The sequence below is a fragment of the Methanolinea sp. genome (genome assembly GCA_016699325.1).
Lineage (GTDB): Archaea > Halobacteriota > Methanomicrobia > Methanomicrobiales > Methanospirillaceae > UBA9949.
Genome location: CP064971.1, coordinates 777,575 through 799,097, shown reverse-complemented (window position 1 = coordinate 799,097; position 21,523 = coordinate 777,575). Strand labels below are relative to the sequence as shown.

The 21,523-nt window shown below is 47.4% G+C and carries 21 protein-coding genes; 9 read left to right on the top strand and 12 right to left on the bottom strand.

Annotated features, from left to right (window positions below; all coding sequences use genetic code 11):
- Positions 1 to 72: 72 nt before the first annotated feature.
- The gene (locus tag IPI71_04240; protein QQR71714.1) at positions 73 to 534 is read left to right on the top strand and encodes a hypothetical protein; all 462 of its coding nucleotides are present in this window, start codon (positions 73 to 75) and stop codon (positions 532 to 534) included.
- 17 nt (positions 535 to 551) lie between these two features.
- Here IPI71_04240 and IPI71_04235 read toward each other — a convergent pair whose 3' ends face one another.
- Together IPI71_04235 and rbcL are read right to left on the bottom strand one after the other, a co-directional pair.
- A complete protein-coding gene (locus IPI71_04235; GenBank protein QQR71937.1) occupies positions 552 to 1,034 on the bottom strand; it encodes a YkgJ family cysteine cluster protein in 483 nt (160 codons plus the stop codon).
- A gap of 51 nt (positions 1,035 to 1,085) precedes the next feature.
- Positions 1,086 to 2,378 (bottom strand): type III ribulose-bisphosphate carboxylase, encoded by a 1,293-nt coding sequence (gene rbcL, locus IPI71_04230; GenBank protein ID QQR71713.1) that lies wholly within the window; start codon positions 2,376 to 2,378, stop codon positions 1,086 to 1,088.
- 929 nt (positions 2,379 to 3,307) lie between these two features.
- Between rbcL and IPI71_04225 the strand changes: the two genes are divergently transcribed.
- Both IPI71_04225 and IPI71_04220 read left to right on the top strand, forming a co-directional pair.
- Positions 3,308 to 3,712, top strand: a complete 405-nt coding sequence (locus IPI71_04225; protein QQR71936.1) for a pyridoxamine 5'-phosphate oxidase family protein — start codon at positions 3,308 to 3,310, stop codon at positions 3,710 to 3,712.
- Positions 3,713 to 3,856: 144 nt separating this feature from the next.
- A complete protein-coding gene (locus IPI71_04220) occupies positions 3,857 to 4,729 on the top strand; it encodes an isocitrate lyase/PEP mutase family protein (GenBank protein ID QQR71712.1) in 873 nt (290 codons plus the stop codon).
- A gap of 219 nt (positions 4,730 to 4,948) precedes the next feature.
- On the opposite strand, the gene IPI71_04215 is transcribed toward IPI71_04220, so the two are convergent.
- The 3 genes from IPI71_04215 to IPI71_04205 are packed head-to-tail and all read right to left on the bottom strand — an operon-like array spanning position 4,949 to position 7,049.
- Complete coding sequence (locus tag IPI71_04215; protein ID QQR71711.1) at positions 4,949 to 5,521, bottom strand: methyltransferase domain-containing protein; 573 nt, start codon at positions 5,519 to 5,521, stop codon at positions 4,949 to 4,951.
- Between the two features lie 15 nt (positions 5,522 to 5,536).
- Positions 5,537 to 5,905, bottom strand: coding sequence for a hypothetical protein (locus IPI71_04210; protein ID QQR71710.1), 369 nt, complete (start codon positions 5,903 to 5,905; stop codon positions 5,537 to 5,539).
- Positions 5,877 to 7,049, bottom strand: a complete 1,173-nt coding sequence (locus tag IPI71_04205; GenBank protein QQR71709.1) for an aminotransferase class V-fold PLP-dependent enzyme — start codon at positions 7,047 to 7,049, stop codon at positions 5,877 to 5,879. The genes IPI71_04210 and IPI71_04205 overlap by 29 nt, the downstream gene beginning before the upstream one ends.
- A gap of 90 nt (positions 7,050 to 7,139) precedes the next feature.
- Between IPI71_04205 and IPI71_04200 the strand changes: the two genes are divergently transcribed.
- Together IPI71_04200 and IPI71_04195 are read left to right on the top strand one after the other, a co-directional pair.
- The gene (locus IPI71_04200; GenBank protein QQR71708.1) at positions 7,140 to 7,451 is read left to right on the top strand and encodes a J domain-containing protein; all 312 of its coding nucleotides are present in this window, start codon (positions 7,140 to 7,142) and stop codon (positions 7,449 to 7,451) included.
- A 133-nt stretch (positions 7,452 to 7,584) separates the two neighbouring features.
- Complete coding sequence (locus IPI71_04195; GenBank protein ID QQR71707.1) at positions 7,585 to 7,914, top strand: CGGC domain-containing protein; 330 nt, start codon at positions 7,585 to 7,587, stop codon at positions 7,912 to 7,914.
- Between the two features lie 530 nt (positions 7,915 to 8,444).
- Here IPI71_04195 and IPI71_04190 read toward each other — a convergent pair.
- From IPI71_04190 to IPI71_04170, 5 genes are all read right to left on the bottom strand, one after another.
- Positions 8,445 to 10,862 carry a hypothetical protein gene (locus IPI71_04190; protein ID QQR71706.1) on the bottom strand — a complete coding sequence of 806 codons (2,418 nt, stop codon included), beginning with the start codon at positions 10,860 to 10,862 and terminating at the stop codon, positions 8,445 to 8,447.
- Between the two features lie 303 nt (positions 10,863 to 11,165).
- On the bottom strand, positions 11,166 to 11,906 hold the full coding sequence (locus IPI71_04185) for an ABC transporter ATP-binding protein (protein ID QQR71935.1): 741 nt from the start codon (positions 11,904 to 11,906) through the stop codon (positions 11,166 to 11,168).
- A gap of 64 nt (positions 11,907 to 11,970) precedes the next feature.
- Positions 11,971 to 12,732: an ABC transporter permease gene (locus IPI71_04180; protein QQR71705.1), complete on the bottom strand. Its 762-nt coding sequence runs from the start codon at positions 12,730 to 12,732 to the stop codon at positions 11,971 to 11,973.
- Positions 12,719 to 13,675, bottom strand: a complete 957-nt coding sequence (locus IPI71_04175) for a glycosyltransferase family 2 protein (protein QQR71704.1) — start codon at positions 13,673 to 13,675, stop codon at positions 12,719 to 12,721. Before IPI71_04175 ends, IPI71_04180 begins: the two co-directional genes overlap by 14 nt.
- Before the next feature lie 793 nt (positions 13,676 to 14,468).
- A complete protein-coding gene (locus IPI71_04170) occupies positions 14,469 to 15,227 on the bottom strand; it encodes a glycosyltransferase (protein QQR71703.1) in 759 nt (252 codons plus the stop codon).
- Between IPI71_04170 and IPI71_04165 the strand changes: the two genes are divergently transcribed.
- A complete protein-coding gene (locus tag IPI71_04165; protein ID QQR71702.1) occupies positions 15,214 to 16,476 on the top strand; it encodes a glycosyltransferase family 4 protein in 1,263 nt (420 codons plus the stop codon). The two genes, IPI71_04170 and IPI71_04165, sit on opposite strands and share 14 nt — an antisense overlap.
- 85 nt (positions 16,477 to 16,561) lie before the next feature.
- The gene (locus tag IPI71_04160; protein ID QQR71701.1) at positions 16,562 to 17,482 is read left to right on the top strand and encodes a glycosyltransferase family 2 protein; all 921 of its coding nucleotides are present in this window, start codon (positions 16,562 to 16,564) and stop codon (positions 17,480 to 17,482) included.
- 37 nt (positions 17,483 to 17,519) lie between these two features.
- Here the strand turns inward: IPI71_04160 and IPI71_04155 are convergent, their stop codons facing one another.
- Both IPI71_04155 and IPI71_04150 read right to left on the bottom strand, forming a co-directional pair.
- A complete protein-coding gene (locus tag IPI71_04155; protein ID QQR71700.1) occupies positions 17,520 to 18,338 on the bottom strand; it encodes a class I SAM-dependent methyltransferase in 819 nt (272 codons plus the stop codon).
- A gap of 110 nt (positions 18,339 to 18,448) precedes the next feature.
- Positions 18,449 to 19,303, bottom strand: coding sequence for a hypothetical protein (locus tag IPI71_04150; protein QQR71699.1), 855 nt, complete (start codon positions 19,301 to 19,303; stop codon positions 18,449 to 18,451).
- 50 nt (positions 19,304 to 19,353) lie between these two features.
- Here IPI71_04150 and IPI71_04145 point away from each other — a divergent pair, with 50 nt between their 5' ends.
- Positions 19,354 to 20,619, top strand: coding sequence for a glycosyltransferase family 4 protein (locus IPI71_04145; GenBank protein QQR71698.1), 1,266 nt, complete (start codon positions 19,354 to 19,356; stop codon positions 20,617 to 20,619).
- A 74-nt stretch (positions 20,620 to 20,693) separates the two neighbouring features.
- Positions 20,694 to 21,428, top strand: a complete 735-nt coding sequence (locus IPI71_04140; GenBank protein QQR71697.1) for an FkbM family methyltransferase — start codon at positions 20,694 to 20,696, stop codon at positions 21,426 to 21,428.
- Positions 21,429 to 21,523 lie beyond the last annotated feature (95 nt).

Below are 21,523 nucleotides of genomic sequence, written 5' to 3'. Positions count from 1 at the left end.
ATATTCATGCCTGAGGAGACCGACCAAAGTCTTGTTATGTGTGCAGGCGAACCTGATCGGGAGAACCGGGCCATGGTAGAAGATGGTGATCAGTTCCAGGGCTTTTTCCTCCGCCCTTTTTTCCTTTCGAGCACCATCGGGATACCATTCTGCATCTTCAAGCTTATCCTTGGGACTGTTGCTGTCCGGGAGCTGGCACCGCCGGTCCTTACCCTTGCCGGGTGGGGAATTATTCTCTGGGCAGGGACCGATCTCCTGATGAACCTGGGACGTGCCTTTCTCGATCTCCTCCACCGGGACAGCCCCTTTGAATACTGCACGATCGCCCAGCTCGGGCGGCTGTTCGGCATCCCGGCCGTTTTCCTTGCCCTTGATACCCTCCTGGCATTCCTGATCATCTGTGGAATGCTCTGGTCAGGTTGGATAACCCGCCTGACCACGCTTGAGTCCTGGCTCTGGTATGCAGCGACAACCCTGAACCTGGTCAGCCTCTCGGCGGTCATGCTCTACACGGAAATCCTGCGAGAAAGGTGACCGTCACCGGCCCGATGTCAAATCCGTACCTGGTATCCTGCCCTGGTCAGGATGCTGATGACCGAGCGGTCCCATTCCGCCCCGCCGGGATCGTCGATGGGGCGTATCCGTTCCTCCCACAGCCGTGCGAGGTCGGAGTCATCGGGACAGAAATGGCTCTGGCACATGACACGCCCGGCCCGGCGACCATCGGGTCTCAGGATGAGGAGGCGCCAGCATCCAAAATCGCGGCACATGTCAGGGCGGGTGAGGTGAACGGTGCAGTACGCTCTCCCGTCTTCCCGGTTGAACCGGAGAAACGGGCATGCTTCGGGAAACCGCTCGATTGTGCTCCTGTCCTCGTAGAGGTCAACCTTGTCGGGATCGATCTCGACAGTGGTCTTTTCTCCGGTATACTGGTTGGAGAGAACATACTTCTTTGTACCGGGATCCTCACATACAACGAGCACCTGGCCCATGATGCTGCAGCACTCCCCGCACTGCTGGCATTCAAAGACCACAGCTACCCACACCCTCCCTGGTCATCGCCTTCCCTGGTTCGCCTGTTACCTTCATCTCGGTTGGAAATGACCCCACTTCTCGAGGGCTGCGGCAAGTTCCGGGGCAGTACGTGCTTTTTCTTCGAGGGTTATGCCCTCTTCCCATGCTTCCATGGCCTGGACGGTCGCCAGTGCTCCCTTCCTCGTTCCCCCAGGGTGACCATGGATTCCGCCGCTCACCAGCAGTACCTGGTCCCGGCCGTAAATATCGAGCACGGCGGGTACCAGGCCGGGGTGAAGCCCTCCCGACGCCACTGGGAACGCGTTCCTGATGCTCCCCCAGTCCTGGTCTAGAGAACGTTTATCAACACCGCGGACCTGCTTCTCGCGGAGGATATCGGCAAGGATGGCAGATTCTTGCCGGCTCCCGGCAAGCTTGCCTACCGCGGTCCCGGTGTGGATCTGGCTCACTCCGATGAGCCGCATTATCTTGGCCAGGAACTGCATTGAAATCCCATGCAGGGGGTTACGGGAGAATGCGGCATGCATGGCCCGGTGGGCATGGATGGCAAGATCGAGGTCAGAGCAGAAATCGCGCAGGGTCATCACGGCAGCAGTCCCGGCCGCTACGACATCGATCATGGCATAGTTCCAGTTGTATTCGGAAAGCAGCGCGGCCCGCTTCTCCATTGTTTCCGTGTCCCCCGTGATATTGATGAATGCGGACTTGATCATCCCGGTCTCCTGCTCCGCCCGGTCCCGGAACCTGCTCATCCGTTCCACCCGTTCTTCGAACCGGTTGAACGAGGTGGAGGTCAGGTTCTCGTCGTCCTTGACAAAGTCGAACCCTCCCATCCAGGTTTCATAGCCGATTTCTGCGTGCTCCTGTGCGGTGAACCCGACCTTCGGCTTGGGTACCGCTCCGGTGAGCGGCCGCCCGTGGACCTTCATCATCTTCCTGATACCGTCGTTTCCGAAGTGCGGTCCCCTGAAGTGATCTATGTATGCTGCCGGAAGGGTTGCATCGATGAGCCGGAGGTTCGAAAGCGCCTTCATTCCGAAGATATTTCCGGCGATCCCGCTCAACAGCTGCACAGCATTGCCTTCGTCCCAGAGGGCGATCGGGTACGATATTTTCACAAAATTTCCGTCGATCTCAAAGACCGTTGCCTGGAGGTCCCGCATGCGGGGCGGGAGGGTGTGGAGGGTTGTCCAGGTCCCTGTCGAGCTCTCGGATGCGATCCTCCCAGCCGCCTCCTCGTGGCTGATGCCTTCTGCCGGCTCAAAATAGTAAAGAACTATTATCTCATCGCGCCCCGGTTCATACCCGGGATCAACAAAATCCATGTACCAGTCTATTGCCATGGGGCATCCCTGTACATGCGAGGGAGATGAACGGTAAAAAATTGTTGCACCATGGTGAATGTTTTTTACCCCGGTTCACCATGAAAACTATCCTCCGGTCTGATCCCGGATCATCGTTCTCTCAGGATGAGCTTCTTGGAATCCCACGTTGCCTCTTTCCTCTCCCTTATCATACCTGTCTGCCTTCCTTTGAACTGTGGTGAGATCAGATGCCAAACGGTGGACCCGGAATGGGTATGCAGCGGGGAGGCATGCCGCCTGATGCATGTATCTGTCCGAAATGCAAGAAAGAGTATCCGAAAACCCGGGGCGTTCCCTGTCGGAGCCAGACCTGCCCCAACTGCGAAATCCCCCTCATGGGAAAATACTAACTCTCTTTTTTTCCCCTCGCAAGGTGCCAGCGCCCCCTAGCGTAGGATCCCTGGCCCTGCCCGGTAAAGATAACCATTCTCCCCACGGCGTATCAACAGGGTGGCCGGGTTTGATGCGCTCCACGCAGGGCAGCACTCCGGGAAAGACCGATGCCTCACAGACCCGATGCATCGATCAGGCTTGCCGGGGCGAGGGAATACCTGGTGGCCCCCACCATGGCGAGGCCGGGTTTCCACATCTCCCTGGACTTCATTGATCATTGGTACACCAGTTTCGCCAGAATGGATGCCTTGGGAAACAAGGTCACCCATCCCGGTACCCGGGATCAGTCCATGCAGCGGATGGGCCTCTCACCCATCTCCAGATGCCTTGCCGCCAGGTGGAAGGATTCGGCAAGGAAGCCATCCCTTTTTCATTTCAGGGGTGGGCGGGAGGAGGAGGCCCAGGGCCGGGATAAAGCGGACAAGAGAATAGTTCCCTGGTATCCGGCCTTATCCAGGGGGCCGTGAAACACAGGTGCGTGGGTTTTATGGGGTACCTGCACCATGCTCCCTGGTATGGTTCAGATGACTCCAGAAATCATGGATGCATTCCGGGTGGGCAGGATCTTCCCGCTTGCAACGGCATCCCGGGATGGTGAACCAAATGTTGCCCCAATGGGGGCGGTCTTTCCCCGCGATCCGGAAACCATCTGGATCGGCAACCAGTTCATGAAGACTACCCTCCAAAATGTCCTTGAAAACCCCCGGGCCTGCCTCTACCTCTGGGGCCAGGGGATTACAGGGTGCTACAAGATCAAAGGGGATATCGAGATACAATCCGAGGGTCCGGAATACGAGGCCATGAAGGACGAGGTCTATAAAGTAAAGCCCGGGCTCCACTGCCGGTCGCTCCTGGTCATGAAGGTCACCGAAGTTTTTGATTGCATGCCGGGCGAGCATGCCGGGGACCGGTTGCTCTGAACGGGTATTTCCTGATAAGGGGGTTTCAACCCGTCTTTCCCTTGCTGGAGCTCTGAAAAATCCGGGTTGAAATCCTTTCCCGGCCCTGATCTTTTTTCGAAACTTAATTATGCGGTGAATTTTGATGGTTACCATAGTGCGTGCATGAAGAAAACAACGCTCCTGCAGAAGATGATACGCGATCCCGAAATCCTCGTTATCCCGGTGGTACACGACCCGTTGTGTGCGAGGATTGCTGAGCAGGCCGGGATAAAAGCTGTTTTCTCAGCAGGGTATTCGAACTCTGCAGCATACCTGGGAAGACCTGATGTATCCCTCATGACGCTCAGCGAGATGGTGGATTGCGCATCGCGGATTGTCGATGCAGTACAAATCCCGGTATTTGCCGATGGCGAAACCGGGTACGGGAATGTGACAAACATCATCCGGACCGTTGAGCTTTATGAAAAGGCAGGCGTTGCCGGGCTTTTTATCGAAGACCAGTCCTTTCCCAAGCGCTGCGGGCACATGGACGAGAAGCAGGTTATCCCTGCCGAAGAAATGGTGGCGAAGATCCATGCCGCCGTGGATGCCAGGAAGGACCCTGACCTGGTCATCATGGCGCGGACCGATGCCATCGCCATCCATGGGATCGATGAAGCAATCTCCCGCGCGAATCTCTACCGCGAAGCCGGTGCCGATCTCCTGTTCGTTGAGGCGCCCCGCTCAATCGACCAGATGCGGCGTATATGCTCGGAAGTGAAGGGGCCGGTGTTTGCCAACAACCTGCCGGGCGGGAGGTCGCCGTACCTGTCCGCACAGGAGCTGCAAGACCTGGGTTACGCGGTGGTCGCCGATGCAACATCCTGCACTTATGTTATCGCCCACGCTGTCCGGGAACTGTTTGCGGAACTGGCCAGGACCGGGTCATCTGCACAAATGGCCGACAGGATGATCCTCTTTGATGAATTCAACCGGCTGGTTGGGCTTGATGATATCAGGGAGCGGGAGCGAAAATACCTTTCAATCTGTGGATGAATGGCGCGGGAGTACTGGCTTTCGGTTTTTTCAGACATACCCGAATTTGGAACGCCGCAAGCCCTGGCCGGCCTGGAAATACCTGTGAAGGAACCCCGGTAAATAGTGTGGCCAGGTGTCCGGAAGAGGCATTTCACCAATCTTTTCCGCAAACGCACAGGAATGCGGAAAAGAGGTGTTAAGCGTGCGATGGGACTCAAATGACCTTGAACCAACCTCTCAAAGCCTTTGTGCGGCGATCACACAGAAGCCAGCCCTTGGATCTGCCGCCTTCACCGCAAAGCCGGTTTTATCGAGTAATCCACGCACCTCATCCTGGGAATAGAACCGCGCCCGGGAGAGAAATCTCCCTTTTCCCCCCTCCCGGAGATACCTCTGGTGGATCTTTCCTTCCCTCTCGATAAATGCGAGGATGAGGGTCCCCTGGTCAACGAGGATGCGGTGGAGCTCACCGAACACGGGGACCGGGTCGTCCAGGAAACAGATGACCGTTACCATAAGAATCGAGGAACAGGAGCTGTCCTTTACCGGGAGCGCCTCGGCCGTGCCCCGGATAACCTCAATTCCCCGCCGGTGTGCCATCCGGCAGAGGGCACGAGACGGCTCGACCCCCATCCTGATTCCCAGGGGGGCTGCAAACCGCCCGGAACCGACCCCCACTTCGATGGCGCGGGAGTCTGGTGCCGGGAGCACCTGGCGGATACGGGAGAGTTCTGCGAGGTACTCGTCCCGGTGCTCATCAAACCACCGGTCGTAATCATCGGCATATTCCTCAAATACGTCCTGCGGCACCCTTTTCGCCTTCTTTCATGCCCCGTAGATTCGTTTCCGGACCCGTTCTCCGATAGCCTGCTCCCTCCGTTTCAGGCTGGAGAGATCAACCTCCCCCTCCCGGTACGAGGAAAAAAGGAAATAGACAAAGTCAATCGTCAGGTCCATCACTTCCTTTTTGAACCGGACCTCGACCGTCGTATCCCCTGAAAATCCCTTGATGGAGAACCAGTCCGGCTTCTCGAACTTGTAGAATCCCTCACCGACGCCGGGGAGGGACTCGACCTGCCCGAAGTTGCCCAGGTAGGTAAAGAATTCCGGAGATACCGGGGTGTCGAGGAGGAACTCCTTCATGAATGAGCCGTCCGCACAGGCCTTATGCCTGACCGACCGTAGAATCCGCATTCCGGGCAATCCTCCGTATGGCATCCGCTGCAATCCGGCACTCTTCATCGGTCGTGAACCAGGAGTGGCTGAGCCTAACAGACCCCTCCCCGCCGTCAATGGCCTTATGGACCAGCGGTGCACAGTGCAGTCCTGTCCGGCCAATGATGCGATATCCCCGGGCCAGCATGAATCCCACGTCATCGTTCTGGAAGCCCTTGATATTGAAGGCAATGATCGGCAGATCCGGGTGGCCGTTGTAGATCGTCATGTTCTCCTCCTGTTTCAGTTCACGGATGAGAAACGCGGTTTGTCGTTCCGCCTTTTCCCTGACAGAGGCCAGGCCAGTCTTGCTGATGAACTCCACCCCGGCCGCAAGCGCTGCCAGGCCCGGGTAGTTGTGGGTTCCGATCTCGAACCGCTCCGGCATTTCGCGGGGGTGGAGGAGTGAGAACGAGTCCGTCCCGGTCCCGCCGAACCGGACGGGTGCGACTGCATCCGGATCCTTGATGTAAAATCCTCCCGTTCCCGGGACTCCGAGCAGGCCCTTATGGCCGGTGAAGACGAAGGCATCAACCGGCAGGTTCTTCAGGTCGACAGGAACATGGCCGGCAGTCTGGGCACCGTCCACGATAAAGTAGATCCCGTGGTCGTGCAGGATCTCCCCGATTGTCCTGATGTCCTGGACTGAGCCGAGAACGTTGCTTCCATGGGTCATGACCATGAGCCTGGTATCGGGCCGGATGGAGGCTTCGATTGATTCCGGCGGAACATAACAGTCTTCGAAGGGAACGATGTCCAGCCGTATCCGGTGCTGCTGCTGGTATTCGTGGAGTGGACGGAGCACGGAGTTGTGATCCAGTGCCGTGGTGAGGACATGGCATTCTTCATTTATTCCGGCCAGGAACCCGGATACGAGGATGTTCAGTGAATCCGTTGCGTTATGGGTGAAAACAAGGTGTTCGGGAAGTTCTCCTCCCAGGAAAGCGGAGAGGCCCTCCCGGGCCCGGGTGATGTAATCCTCCCCCTGGGTCCCGGTTGTCCTCCCTGAACCAAAAACCGGGAGGGAGAGGGATTGTGCAATCGCTGCCAGCACCCCGGGGGGTTTTGGCCAGCTGGTCGCAGCGTTGTTGAGATAAATGAGTGGTCTTTTATCGATGGTCATCTGTCTTGAGAAGATCTGCAACAACCATCAGCAAAAAGGGATCGTTTGCACCACGAACTATTATCGCTGGATGAACGATACAGATCGTATATGGCCGATGTCACCCCTGCGGTCCTCAGAGAGGCGGCTGATGTGCTGGGAATCCCGGAACAGGCCTCCCTGAACGAAATCCGGCAGAAATACCACGAACAGATCAGGACCTGGCATCCCGATGTATCCCGGAAGGATCCGGCGGCTGCGCACGAGATGACGATCCGCGTCAAGAAGGCCTACGATCTCCTGCTCGATTACTGCACGAACCATGTTTTCTCGTTCCGGATCGAGGATCTCGCACAGGACCTCGAGCAGAGCCCCGCGGATTTCTGGATGGAACGGTTCGGTGAAGATCCTATCTGGGGGTAGGGTGGGAGTCTCCCCGAATTGGATGGTTTGAAGGGATTTCAAGCAATTATTAAAAGACTCCACCGCTCCGACAGGGGCCGGGATTTACGGTTACCATGAAAGGAATTATCGCCATGCCGGGAGATTTCACCGTATGAAAATAGGTATCATCCGTTGCATGATGACCGAGGATATGTGCCCGGCGACCATGGATTTCACCGTGACCAGGGAGGGAAAAGGCGCATTCCGGGAAACCGGGCCTGTTGACATAGTCGGGTTCGTGACCTGTGGCGGGTGCCCGGGGAAGAGGGCCATCCCCCGGGCAAAAATGATGGTCGAACGGGGAGCAGAGGCGATCGTGTTTGCATCGTGCATCACCAGGGGAAACCCTATCGGTTATCCCTGCCCCCATTATGCCGACATGAGGGACTGCATCATCAAGGCAATCGGTCCTGATATCAAGATCATCGAGTGGACTCATTAACGCGGAAGATACACATCGTGTCTCGTCATACCGGTGCCATACTCAGGAGGATGCAAAGACCCGGGAAAACAAACCCGGGAGAGCGGACGGCGCGGGTTCCTGCAACGGATCGGGTATAACCAGTTGAGAAAAGAGCTTCTGGACCTTCTCCCGCTGCATTCCGATCTATAATGCCATGGAAAAAGGAGGGTCTTAAGCCTTCATTATGATTCCAATGTACCTGACCCCTGCATCTCAATTCCGGGATAGGTCTCCCTTCCCGGTTGAGATCTCCTGTATCCTGGGCGATTCACGCCGGGTTAACCGTATTTTCTTTTACGCGTAATCAAGATAATAGCTCACGCTTGATTCGCCTCAGTTTGAATATGGAGATAATAAGGAACGGGTTTATTTCACTCCGTCCAACCGACTGTCTGCCCGGAGACTCCAGATCACTTGAAAATTGTTCCTGGCGAATTGGGTTAAGCCGTCTAAAATTTTATGGAACCTACGAAAAAAGTGGCGAAGTTAGTTCTTTTCCCGGAATAATTTCAGGAACCTCTCTTGATCCTTGGATCGCCCCACCATGCCCAGTCATATGACATATCGTTATCCGGTCCAGGTGATGTCGAAAGCATAAAGGAGACCGTCTCTCCACCATATTCCGATAGATCGACGATAAAATTATTCCATTTCCGTTCTTCAGGGTTGTGTTGGGGACTTATGTGTTCCGTGAAAATTTTATCCCGGGAAACGTTTGTACTAATCCAGATTTCAAATACAACCCCGTTTCCTTTGTCAGGTGACCAGGTCTTGGGATCCATCGCAACATCAAACAGCAGTGAATCATTCTGGCCGAGATGAACATTTTCGACAAGGATTTGAGAGCCGCCTTCCATCGAATGTTCGAAGAGGATTGGTTTGGTGACGGTACCAATTGTGCCAAAAGACGTAAAAAACGTCTGTTCTGGCAGGGTTTTTACAAAATTCAATGGCAGGTAAACCAGGTGGATGTCGGGTGAAAGGAAGTACGGTTTTCCGGTATACGTTATTACAAAATCTTCCTTATAATACTCCGGATGATCTGTTTGGATGGTAATGGTATCAACATTGTTGATCAGATTTCCCTGAAAAATCCATGCCAATGTATCTATATCGGGAACATATTGTGTTAAAAACAGTCCATCCTTTGCATTTCCGGGAATGAAACGATATTCTGGCGAAGTTTCACCGTTCTTCATCCTGAATTTGATAAACAGGGGTTTTGGTTTGTACAGGGTAGCCATGATATTTCCGAACATGCTGTGCTGTATATCGATATGTCCATACAGCTGCCCGTAATATTCAGGGATTCTGACGGCTTCTCCCAATTTTCCCGTCTCTGTCAATAAAACCTGTTCCGGCTGTTCATCATCGGGTCTGCCCGAATGGTTTAAAAGAATAAACCCGCCCGACCGGTCCTCGAATGAATAGTTATTAAAAACTGCCTGAAATGTGGCAGGTTCATCAAAGAGAAGGTATCGCCCATCTATTGATGCGTACGGTCCGTACAGAATTTTTTGAGGCGCCAGGTCGCGGTCTGAAAAATGGAGGCCGTTGATTCCATCAAGGTATTCTGTATATGCAGAGTATGACTGGATTACCGGCCGCGGAGACCAGTTAAGGTCATATGCCCAGCACAATGCGATATCTGAAGGAATAATATCGAGAGGGGTTTGATCGATATTTTCAAGCATGGATTGCTTTACTGCATAACTCTCACGGATTATCGTTTTATACATTTCAACATGCTGGTCAAAATATGTCTCGTTTCCGTACAGTTCAATAGAGGTTTTTATCGACGGCGCTTCTGAAACAATATTATGATTGAAGACCAAGGGTGTTAGAAATACCCCGGAGAGTAATAATAATACAACGATAACACTGTTGAGAGCAGTTAATATGCTTACAATCTCATTGTCTTGACATTTTCGGAATTCACTTGTTAATAATACCAGGGTTATTGCTCCGAATACTAAAAAGACCATTAAAAAACCCAGGACATGCATGTCATGACGGACAAATCCGGATTTAAACGCAATAAACAGTGTAAATGCGTTAAAAATAAAAAAGAGTATCGCTTCTCGTTCATTACGGATGATAAAATAGAGTATACTTGCCAGGAGGACGAGGATGGTTATAAGTCCAATGACTTCCTGCCAGAATGGTCCTGAAATCGCCATTGCGCTGGAATATCCTTTCGTGAATTCAATGCCGCCGATGATATACCCGGGAATATTGGTAATGAACTGCCCGGAAATGAACCACATGAAAACAAAAGAGAGACAGTAAGAACTGGAAAGTGCTATCCCATTCAGAATGTCTCTTTTAATGATACAGCTGAGAAGGACGAATACGAGGATGAGGTAGAGTGAACTTAAAAACATATCGAATTTTATCAGGGAGATGAGTGCGAGGAAAAAACCAATAGTCGCCGGTAAGATGAATGGCAGATTTGACGATCGTTTGATGTACAGAAGAAAGAGCAGGATTGGACTTATTATGAAAAGTTTCACAAACGGAGGTGAATTATATGGAGGCGGATTGGGTAGGACCAGTATAAAGACCGGGATAAAGATTAAATAATGAAACCATCTCGCTGAAAGATGCTCCAGGAGAAAATAGATGGAAATTATAAAGAGAAAATGGATGAACAATAAAAAAATTACTTCAATCTTCCATAGACAATGGTTGTGGATAACCGGCATGATTAGAAAGCCGAGCGGTCCATAGGTCCATACAATTTCAGACCCGAACTGGAATTTCTGAATGAATGCTTCTGTGATTCCGATTACCCACGAGCTGTCTAACCCGGTATTAGGGCCGAAAGGGCCCATTTTGGGCAGGAAAAAAATCCCCACCATCACGAATAAAAGTAAATATTTATAGCGATAAATGAGAAATCTGGCTCCAGCAGCTGACTTTTCCATAAATGAATACTCAACTGTAAATTGTTTTCCTACAGATACCTTTCGATCCTGGTTCTGGTGTATTCCTTCATCGTTTCCTCCCCCGGCAGGTCATACCAGACCCTAAATCACGATATCCACCGACAAATAATACCCGGGAGTATGGTTTTTATTTTCCATGAAGAATTAAAAAAAAGCCTTCTCCAGGCAGGAAAGTGTTTGTTACATCCTGCTGCGTGTACGGTCACAGTTTGAGAGCTCAGCCAAAATTTTCCGGTCGAACCTGATAAGTCCCCGGGGATCAACTCTTGCAGATCCTGTATTTCAAGATGACATTTTCTCCATATCATAGAGGTAGGTCTCAATAACATGATCGGAAGGTCCAATTTTGGCAACCTGCCCGTTGTAAAGCAGGATGCAGTTCCTGCATAACTTTTTGACCTCTGCGAGGCTGTGGGACACGAACAGGATGGTCTTTCCGGATTGCCGGATCTCTTCAATTTTCTCGATGCATTTCTTCTGAAACGTCTCATCGCCAACCGCCAGCACTTCATCGAGAAGGAATATATCCGGATTGGTCTGGATGGCTATCGAAAAGGCAAGCCGGGCATACATTCCTGACGAGAAGTTCCGCAACTTCATGAATTCAAACCGGTGAAGCTCGGCGAAGTCCAGGATATCCCAGTATCTCCGGTCAATTTCCTTCCGGGGAATCCCCATGATCGCACCATAAAGGTAGATATTCTCTCGTGCCGAAAGTTCCGGTTCGAAACCAGCGCCAAGTTCCAGGAACGGGGCAACCTTTCCCCGGACGAACACACAACCCCTGTCCGGAGCAAGGACTCCTGCGACAATCTTGAGAAGGGTACTCTTCCCGGACCCGTTCGGCCCGATGATGCCGAGGGTCTCCCCCTTCTCTACGTGGAAATTCACATCCCGGAGTGCAAAAAATTCTTCATACAAGGGTGGTTGTCGTTTTATGAAAGCAGCAAGGCGATCAAAGGCGGTCAGGCTCCTCTGATGGGGCAGTTTGAACTTCTTGGAGAGACGGGTGACCTGGACCATACTCTCGTCAGAGCCCGTGCCCGACTGCGGATGATCCGATGGACCGCACCGAACATAGTTCATTTCAGATCTCCTCGGCAAATCGCCATTGCAGCCTCCTGAATACCGCCAATCCGATACCCAGTAATACGATTGCGATGAAAATGGAGTACCCGTATAACCAGGCCGAGGGTGTCGTCCCATACAGCAGCGAGTCCCGGTACATCACCATGATGGTGGTCACCGGGTTCAGCATGTAGTATTTCAGCATGTGCTCAGGTATCCGGGTAACGGGATAGAGGATAGGCGAGAGAAAGAACCCGATTGACAAAACAACCTCCCAGATCTGATTCAGGTCACGGTAGAAAACATACAGGGCTCCCAGGGTAAGGCCGACACCATAAATGATAACAAAATAGATGAGTGTGATAATAGGGAAGAGGAGAATATTCCATGTAAACGGATTTTTAAAGACTATAAGAAGGGCGAAAAGGATAATAAACTCCAGGAATGCACTTATCAGGCTTGAGAGGACACTTGAGAAAACAAGGACTTCCCGCGGGATATAGACCTTCATCACGAGGCTTGTCTTCGCCACGATAGAGCTCACAGATGCCGTTGTCCCGTTGGAGAAGAACCGGTAGCTTGTAATCCCAACAAAGAGAAAAAGGATAAAGTCCGGGCCTGAGGTGGTGAACAACCTGCTGAATACCACGTAGAGCACCATCAGCATTAAAAACGGGTTGAGGAGCGACCATAAAAATCCCAGTACCGAGCTCTGGTATTTGACCCGGAGGTCGCTGATGGCGAGGATCCTGATGAGATCGTAATATTCAATGATCCACATTCTTTCCCGCCATCATGTCGCTCCATGGTTCGATAAATTTCATGATTTCATGATCAGGACAAACCTGGATGATCTCGCGCCGCTTTCCAATTATTTTACCGAGTCCTCTCAGGGCGTCCACCTTTGCTTTAACAGCCACCTTTCCCTGTTGTTTCATTGCATAATAAAAAATAACCACCAGGTTCCTTCCAAGGATCCAGGGGAGGAAAGCAACCAACATCTTCACCGGAAAATCCTTGAAACAGTACCAGATGATATTCCGGTTCCCGTAATATACGCAGAGATCTGAACCGCGTCCCGCTGTTCCCCCGTGATGATGGACTACAACAGCACCAGGGACGTAGAGACATCTCCACCCGGCAAGCCTCCCCCTGAATGCTACGTCAACATCTTCCATGTACATGAAGAAGTCTTCATCAAAAAACCCTATCTCCTCCAGCATCTCTTTCCGGTAAAGGGCGGCACCAGCGCAGGGACCAAAAACCTCCCCCGGAACATCGAATTGGCCTTCATCTTTCTGGAACATACCCCTGTCCCATGCCGCCCCGGACATTGAGAGCACTATGCCCGTCGAGTCGATCATCCCATCAGGAAGGATCATCTTCGAGGCGCACATGCCAACCAACGGGTCGCTCTGTATTGCAGACTGCATTTTTTCAAGGAAGGTGTCCGAGATTATGGTATCATTGTTAAGCGTGAGAATGTACTCACCCGACGCCGCCTTGATGCCGGCATTCAAGGCAGCCGGGTAACCGCGGTTGGTGCTGAATTTTATCAGGCGTGTTTGGAATGAAAAATCATGAACCTTCTCTTCGCTCCCGTCCGTTGATCCATTATCAACGACGATGACCTCAAAATCGCGATACGTCTGCAAAGAGATGGAAGAAAGGCAGGCCCCCAGGAACCGGTCCCCGTTATAGTTGACGACAACAATGCTGATCATGCAATCCACAAAGGAAATATCAGTTCCTGCGTGCTTCTATTCCCAGAATTCATCCCCGGGGCCCGTCCCATTATATTTTGCTCCACTAATTTTATCTTTCATCCATTATAACGCCATTGGTAACATCCCACCGGGCGAAAATACCCGTTATCACCCGGATTCCGGGGGAAGCATCCTGCCGCACACTGCCAGCAGAATAGGGAGAAAATGCGGGGCAGCATGCGTCCTACCCCCGGGGGTTGATCCACAGGCCGATTTATTTAACCGCAGGTTTTTGTGGTTTACCATGTGTTCGCACGGTAACCCAGGAAGGAGACGAGGTTTCCTGTCGCATGGGTGAGACCCCTTGGTTCATGGCATCGTAGATGCCGTTTCTCTTTCGCCGAGGACGGCGATGTTATTGCGGAACTTGCGTATGATATCCAATGTACCGACGGTTGAGTTTTTCCGTCGATGATTATGTACCCGATACGCGGATAGTCCCGGCTGGCGACGCTCCGGGTTGTCCGCCCGATCAGGACCTCACTCACGGTGATGATGGATAGTATCATCTCTCCCGAATTATCCTAAGGCAAAACCTCCCTAAAATTGCATATTATTTCTTCCCGGCCAGTAGATATCCAGTCCTGAAAAGTGGGTGTTTGTTGTTAGTTATAATTTTAAAAAGACTGGAAAAAAGATTTCAATTTATATATAAAATCTTTAAGAAGCTCTCATTTTATGTTTGAAAGAATCGATAAAACGGGGATGTCTGGTTAATGAAAGAATAGTCTTTGGATTTCAATCGTTCAGATCAGGACTCGGTGATAAAATACCCCTTGATCCGGTGTACGATGTAGCGAAGGCCGTCACCCGGGTAATGGAGCACATAGGACGCCATCCGACCAGGTGATGCGTGTTTCCTGACGATCTCCCTCCTCTCCGGAAGGTATTTTTTCCAGACCCGGTCGCTCTTCCCTGCCTTCAGGTAACAGGCAAGCAGGACTCCGGTATAGGTTACCCGGACACCGTTGTCAAGGACGGCCCGCAACTGCCAGTCGTAGTCCGCATAGATGCGGTAGCGGGTGTCGAACCCCCCGTATCTGTCGAACACCTCCTTTCGTGCGATGATTGCCTGGTGGCAGATGACCCGTGCCATGAGATCGGTGGGGGTCTTCCGTTCTCCTGACCACCGTTCCGCACTCACCTCGTCATAGTACATCACGTCGCCGGTGAAGATGCCGGACTGCGGACACCGTTCGATCTCCCGGATAACGTCGCGTATAGCCTGTCCTGATGCCAGGTAGTCCCCGCTGTTCAGGAAGTAGACGAGGTCTCCTGTCGCATGGGTGAGACCCTTGTTCATGGCGTCGTAGATGCCGTTGTCTTTCTCTGAAACGAGGACGGCGATGTTATTGCGGAACTTGCGTATGATATCCAATGTACCGTCGGTTGAGTTTCCGTCGATGATTATATACTCGATATGCGGATAGTCCTGGCTGACAACGCTCCGGACTGTCCGCTCGATCAGGGCCTCGCCGTTGCGACAGACGGTGATTATGGATAGTCTCATTTTCCCCGAATTATCCTTGCCGTATATGAGTTATCCGGGTTTGTCTTTAAGGGCTTGTTTTTTTTTAGGAATTGTTCAAAAAAAGGTAAATGAAAGAGGATACAAATCTCATGAGAAAAGAACCAGAAGAACCATGAAAATACTATACGATCACCAGACGTTTGCAATGCAGGAGTATGGTGGAATTTCACGATATTTTATCGAATTGATGAACCAGTTCAGAATAAATAAGGAAATGGGGGTATCGTTCGAACTCGCTCTCCATTACTCCAACAATGAATACCTTCCACAATATCCCTCTTTCAAATATCATCGCCTTTTCCCGGATTGTAACTGCCGGGGAAAGGGGCCGTTCTTAAATTTTGTAAACAAGCCATATTCCCGCACAGCGCTTCTTAAGGGAAATCACGATCTTGTTCATCCGACATATTATGATCCATATTACCTGAAATATTTGAGAGGAAAATCGTTCGTAATCACCGTTCACGACATGATCCATGAGCTGTATCCACAATCTTTTCCAAAGTATGACAGAACTCGGGCATATAAACGGTTAGTTATTGGAAGGGCGAGTGCAATTATCGCTGTTTCACAGAATACAAAAGAGGACGTACTCACATTCTACGATGTTGACCCGGCCAAGATAGAGGTCATTTATCATGGAAGCTCTTTTCAAATAGAGCGTGTATCCTTTGCTCAAAAAGATCGTCAGTTGGATGAGAAGTACTTGTTATTTGTTGGAAATCGTCGTCAATATAAAAATTTTAATTTTTTTATCACTTCGGTAGCGAGCATTTTACAGAATAACCCCGATCTTAAGGTCATCTGTGCAGGAGGAGGAGCATTTTCCGAAGATGAACAAAAACTGCTCGAAAGGTTATCAATCCAGAACCAGGTTGTGCAGGTCCGGACCGATGATGACGGTTTGAAGAGATTGTATTCAAAGGCGATTGCTTTCATATTTCCCTCCCTGTATGAAGGATTCGGTATCCCTGTTCTTGAGGCATTTGCCTGCAGATGTCCTGCGCTACTCAGTAATACCGGTTCATTACCGGAAGTGGGAGGTGACGCGGCATTGTATTTCGATCCCACTGATTCCGAGTCTCTTCGTTCGGCAATCACGGATGTTCTGGAAGATGAGAAGTTGCGGGATAAACTGATTCATGCAGGTTTGAAGCAACTTGGGAAGTTCAGCTGGGAAAGGACCGCGTGGGAAACGAAGATAGTGTATGAAAAGAGTTTACCATAAATGGAGGTTAAGAAACGTTTTCATTAGATTTTGAACAAAAATTTGTCGTTAATTTGAAATAATTATATTATTAAGATTTGAGTACATGAGTGGTCATGGATGGGAATTAACAACTCCCGTTGTATTTATCATTTTTAATCGTCCTCAAACGACAAAGCTCGTACTCGATGAAATACTGAAAGCAAAGCCCCCCAAGATCTATGTCATTGCAGACGGTCCGAGAGATAATGCCCCTGCTGATAAAACAAGATGTGATGAAACAAGGGCATTGATAGAAAATTCCGAAATTGATTCCCCCATAAAAAAAATTTACTCTGATACCAACATGGGATGTCCGGAACGTGTAATCAGCGGGTTAAACTGGGTTTTTACACAAGAAGATCAGGCAATTATCCTTGAAGACGATTGCGTCCCCGATGCCTCTTTTTTCAGGTATTGCGATGAATTGCTATTAAAATATGACGATGACAATCGTGTGATGACAATATCGGGTGATAACTTCCAGTTTGGTAAGAAACGAACGAAATATAGCTATTATTTTTCAATATATCCCCATATATGGGGCTGGGCGACATGGAAGAGAGCCTGGAAACAGTATGATAAGAATATCCTGATGTGGCCTGAAGTTAAAGAAAATAGATTTTTAAATGGGTTCCTTCACGATAGATTGAGCGTCATGTATTGGAATCGGATTTTTGATAGGGTTTATGACGGAACATTAAAAACATGGGATTACCAATGGGTGTTTTCATCGTGGATGAACAATGCTTTTTCAATTATACCTCATGTCAATTTAATATCAAATGTCGGATTCGGCCAGGAAGCGACCCTGACGAAAAAGAAGGATAAATTTTCAAATATCCCATCTTCTGCTCTCGAATTTCCACTCCACCATCCTCCATATGTAATGCGGAATTGGAAAGCTGATCGATTTACACAAAAGGATCATTTTAGTAATATCCCACGGATGTGCTTCAACAAGATATCCTCTCTATGCAATAAATAAAGCCTCGGGACTGAATACTGCATCCATGTGTTAATAGTCAGATTTTATTGAATAATTTTATATTCACTTCCATATCTTCATGAGTCTTACTGTTTAATGCGCATTTTACGATGCTATCCAGACCCCAATGTGATAAATACCATAGAATTTTAAAAAGGGAACTATTAATTTTATTTTCCGAGAAGAAGTGAATGTTGTTCTGGGAATAAAAATTCAAATCGAATTTCCTTGCCATATGTTCCAATGTCTGATGTGAATAGAATGAAATGTGTTGACCATGTTCAAAACCATAGTATAACCAGGTTTCAGGATTTGGAATTTTCTCAGGAAGTAATTCAGTTGAAAAGAGGATATTTCCTGAAATGGATACCATTTTTTTTAGATCTTCCATTGGTTCCACGAAATGTTCGAAGCACTCCCATGCGGTTATCGCAGTTATTTTATTCATTTTGGGATTGAATTCAAATCCTCTTGCAAAGAGGTTTGGACACTGCGGGTCGAATAAATAAAAATCAAATCCAATATCCCGCATCAATCTCGTGAATATGCCATATCCTCCTCCATAATCTAAAAACTGTGACTTTCTTCCAAATTGGTAAAATAAGAAATTTGTGGTAAATTTTGAAAATGATATATTCCGGGCTAATATCCCAGTGTCGTAAGCATTAATCACATCGCAATATGCCTCTTTGAGCCAGAAGGGTGCCTCTGTTTGAATAAATCCGCAATTTTGACAGTGAAAATATTTAACAGGATATTTTTTTAATATCTCTCTTTGGAAGATAAATTTTACACCAGAAGAACATATTTTACATCGGGTACCCAAGGAGTTATCCATTCTGGACATAATAACCATTTAACAATCTAATGTTAAAATGCAACGATTTTAAGTATTAAAATACTACCGAAACGCAAAAACCTTTTTCGATATTTAATTTTATCAGAAATTTTCAATTCTTTGAGTCATCAATCCGAATTCCAAGATTTATATTCACCGGATTTTGTACCGTGTAAAAAAATTGAAGGGTCAGAATGAACACAAAAAAATGTATTCCTGTCCGGGTTAATATTAATAAACAATTTGTTAATCATCCAATCGATTCCAATTAACCTAAGATGTGGTTTTCTCAAAATATTATCAAGAAAAATATTTATCAAAGGTTTATTGATCAAATATGCACATGCTGTATTTGTTACAGGCTTTGTATAATATCTGAAATAATCATCATGCCTAATTTCTAAGTTACTAATTTTTAAATCTTCAAGATTACAGCCTCCCGCCAAATCAATATAAATAAGGCGGTCCTTTTGATTTTTTACAAATTCAAGGATATTTTCAAGTTTTTGAATACTGTTATCCTTAAAAACAATATCATCTTCAAAGCAAATTAAATACTCGCAATTAGTCTCTGAAAAGGCGTTCCATGAGCGTATATGTTTATCCGTGACAACGGTCTCAATATAACTCTTTTTATTCCATAACAGGCCAGACTGCCTTCTAAATGTATAGCTGTTAAAGACATCCCACATCAATAAGGGTAAAGAAATTGCCAATGACTTTGGTCGTAAATTCCGATATTTACACCATTCACGATCTAATTTCAAATATTGAAGTTTTCTGTATATAGCTTGTGAGGAGGTATGAGGTCTAATTTCTGGCTGGTTGGATATGAAAATTATTTTAACATCGAATTTCTTGGAGAAAGAATCTTTTATCTCAAATATTTTTGGTAAAACATAATTATTTCTTTGAAAATCGTTATTATGAATCAGGGCTATACAAAGACTCTCGACTTTATTACGAGGAACTAATACTGCCACCATAAGTATAAATTAGGAACCAATAATCTTTCTTCCTCCTAACATAATAAATGACACCACCCATGAAAATTCTAACTGTTGTATTAAACTTAGAAAAGGGAGGCACCCAGAGAGTAGCGCAAAATTTTGCAGAGGGTTATCATGATCTTGGACATGATTCCAGAATATTAGCTATTGAAGGTCTTGGTGTTCGCGCAAAAGAGATTTTATCGAAGGGTGTTCCTATATGGCAAATGGGTGATATCACTGAAATTAAGATTTGGTCGCCTGATGTTATCCATATACATAGTGTCTTTATTTCCGGATTTGATTCCGTAGTCAATCTATTGAAAGTTTTCGAAGAATCAAAGAAAGAACCCATTATTATTGAAACGAATGTTTTTTCACACCCATCAATTTGGGAAACCAGGGTCGATATAAGTTTTCAATTATCTTCATGGTGCGAATGGGTATATAGAGGTAACGGCGGAAAAGTAAAATCCTTTATTGTTCCAAATCCGATTAATATTTCAAAATTCTTTAGAGCTCCTCCTGATGAAATCATTTCATTTAAAAAGAAATACAATATAAGCTCTGACGAAGTTGTCTTATTGAGAGTAGGACAGGATAGTCCCATTAAATGGTCGCCCTTACTCATTAGCATATTTGTTGAGCTTTGCCATCGCAGGGATAATCTTCGCCTAATTGTGGTAAATCCCCCACAATCTATTGTTTTTGATATAGATCATCTACCCAATGAAATCAAACAAAAAATTGTTCATCTTAAGAATTTAAAGAGTGACCATGACCTTTGCATTTGCTATTCAGCAGCGGATATTTTTTTTCATATAGCGGAACAGGGAGAAAGCTTTGGCTTGGTTCTTGCAGAATCTCTTCTTTGCGAAACGGCTGTTGTAAGTTATAGTACACCTTGGACTGATAACAGCCAGTGTGAAGTTGTTCCAAACAACCTATGCGGTTATATATCTACAAACGCGCGTGATATGGTTTCTGCAATTGAAGAATTGATTGACAATCCTTCATTGCGAAAAGAATTTGGGGTGAACGGCAGAAGACATATAATTAATAGCTTTGAGTCAATGAAAATAGCGCAATACGTTCTCGATTTGGTTCAAAAAACTGAAATGACAACAAAGGTTCCAATCCATAAGGTATCTGATATTTATATGAATAATTATGGTAATAGAGGGGGCATCACTCCTATATTGCTAAAATTTATTGCAATAAATCCGTATATTTTTAAAATAGGAAGATTGTTAATCCAAGGTATTGCCGGACATACAAAATATTCAAGATTTCTTAATCCAATCAAGTAATTGTTGATTCAGGAAGGGATACGGAATAATGAGTAATGAATCCTGCTTTATTGTATAACGAAATGTCGAATAACATGACCCTCAAAAAGAAACGAAAAGAATCATCATTTTTTAGAAAACTGAAATATTGGGTTTATAATAATTTAAAGGATCCAGATAATTTCTCGATTAATTCAAAGATTTTTCCGTATGTGATGATGGAAAATGGAGCGATTTTCCGCACTTCAGATGATTTATCAACACTTTTTGATGTACTTCAAGACTACAGCTTTTCAGATATTAGGAAAGAAGATTATGTTATTGATATTGGTGCGAATATCGGAGGTTTCACAATTTTAGCGGCAAAATTATCTGATAATATTATTGCAGTTGAACCAATTACAATTCGTGAATTAAAAAATAATATTAAACTCAATAACATGAATATACGCATAATTGAAGGGGCATTGGGAGATGGGCAATGGCATATAATTACGTGGATTAGAAATTCGAAGAAAATTAAAACATTTTCATTCACTCAATTGAAGCAAATATCTGGAGGATGTGATTTTCTCAAGTGCGACTGTGAGGGCTTTGAGTGGTTTATTCATCCTGAGGAAATAGAGGGGATAAGAAGAATTGAAATGGAAATACATAATTTTAATCCTTCAAAAAATAATCCTGAGGAGCTTCTAGACTATATTTTTAAAAATTATAACGTAAATATTGAGCCGGAGGATAAAACCATTGAAGAATTTCTTGATTCTTTCGATGATGAAGTGTCCGAAGTAATTATAATTCATGCGAATAAAAAGCAACTTAAAGAATAAAGGATATGGTGCCAATTTATCCACCTAGCTTTTCCATTTTTCAGTAGGGCCATCAACCTTAAAACCTAACTTCGCCACTTTTCAGTACTTCCATC

Excerpts from the sequence above, each read along its gene's own strand:
- IPI71_04170 (QQR71703.1), bottom strand. The coding sequence starts at position 15,227 with ATGAGACTATCCATAATCACCGTCTGTCGCAACGGCGAGGCCCTGATC.
- IPI71_04220 (QQR71712.1), top strand. The coding sequence starts at position 3,857 with ATGAAGAAAACAACGCTCCTGCAGAAGATGATACGCGATCCCGAAATC.
- IPI71_04140 (QQR71697.1), top strand. The coding sequence starts at position 20,694 with ATGACCCTCAAAAAGAAACGAAAAGAATCATCATTTTTTAGAAAACTG.
- IPI71_04175 (QQR71704.1), bottom strand. The coding sequence starts at position 13,675 with ATGATCAGCATTGTTGTCGTCAACTATAACGGGGACCGGTTCCTGGGG.
- IPI71_04205 (QQR71709.1), bottom strand. The coding sequence starts at position 7,049 with ATGACCATCGATAAAAGACCACTCATTTATCTCAACAACGCTGCGACC.
- IPI71_04240 (QQR71714.1), top strand. The coding sequence starts at position 73 with ATGGTAGAAGATGGTGATCAGTTCCAGGGCTTTTTCCTCCGCCCTTTT.
- IPI71_04225 (QQR71936.1), top strand. The coding sequence starts at position 3,308 with ATGGTTCAGATGACTCCAGAAATCATGGATGCATTCCGGGTGGGCAGG.
- IPI71_04190 (QQR71706.1), bottom strand. The coding sequence starts at position 10,862 with ATGGAAAAGTCAGCTGCTGGAGCCAGATTTCTCATTTATCGCTATAAA.
- IPI71_04145 (QQR71698.1), top strand. The coding sequence starts at position 19,354 with ATGACACCACCCATGAAAATTCTAACTGTTGTATTAAACTTAGAAAAG.
- IPI71_04195 (QQR71707.1), top strand. The coding sequence starts at position 7,585 with ATGAAAATAGGTATCATCCGTTGCATGATGACCGAGGATATGTGCCCG.
- IPI71_04155 (QQR71700.1), bottom strand. The coding sequence starts at position 18,338 with ATGGTTATTATGTCCAGAATGGATAACTCCTTGGGTACCCGATGTAAA.
- IPI71_04165 (QQR71702.1), top strand. The coding sequence starts at position 15,214 with ATGGATAGTCTCATTTTCCCCGAATTATCCTTGCCGTATATGAGTTAT.
- IPI71_04180 (QQR71705.1), bottom strand. The coding sequence starts at position 12,732 with ATGTGGATCATTGAATATTACGATCTCATCAGGATCCTCGCCATCAGC.
- IPI71_04200 (QQR71708.1), top strand. The coding sequence starts at position 7,140 with ATGGCCGATGTCACCCCTGCGGTCCTCAGAGAGGCGGCTGATGTGCTG.
- rbcL (QQR71713.1), bottom strand. The coding sequence starts at position 2,378 with ATGGCAATAGACTGGTACATGGATTTTGTTGATCCCGGGTATGAACCG.
- IPI71_04185 (QQR71935.1), bottom strand. The coding sequence starts at position 11,906 with ATGGTCCAGGTCACCCGTCTCTCCAAGAAGTTCAAACTGCCCCATCAG.
- IPI71_04210 (QQR71710.1), bottom strand. The coding sequence starts at position 5,905 with ATGCGGATTCTACGGTCGGTCAGGCATAAGGCCTGTGCGGACGGCTCA.
- IPI71_04160 (QQR71701.1), top strand. The coding sequence starts at position 16,562 with ATGAGTGGTCATGGATGGGAATTAACAACTCCCGTTGTATTTATCATT.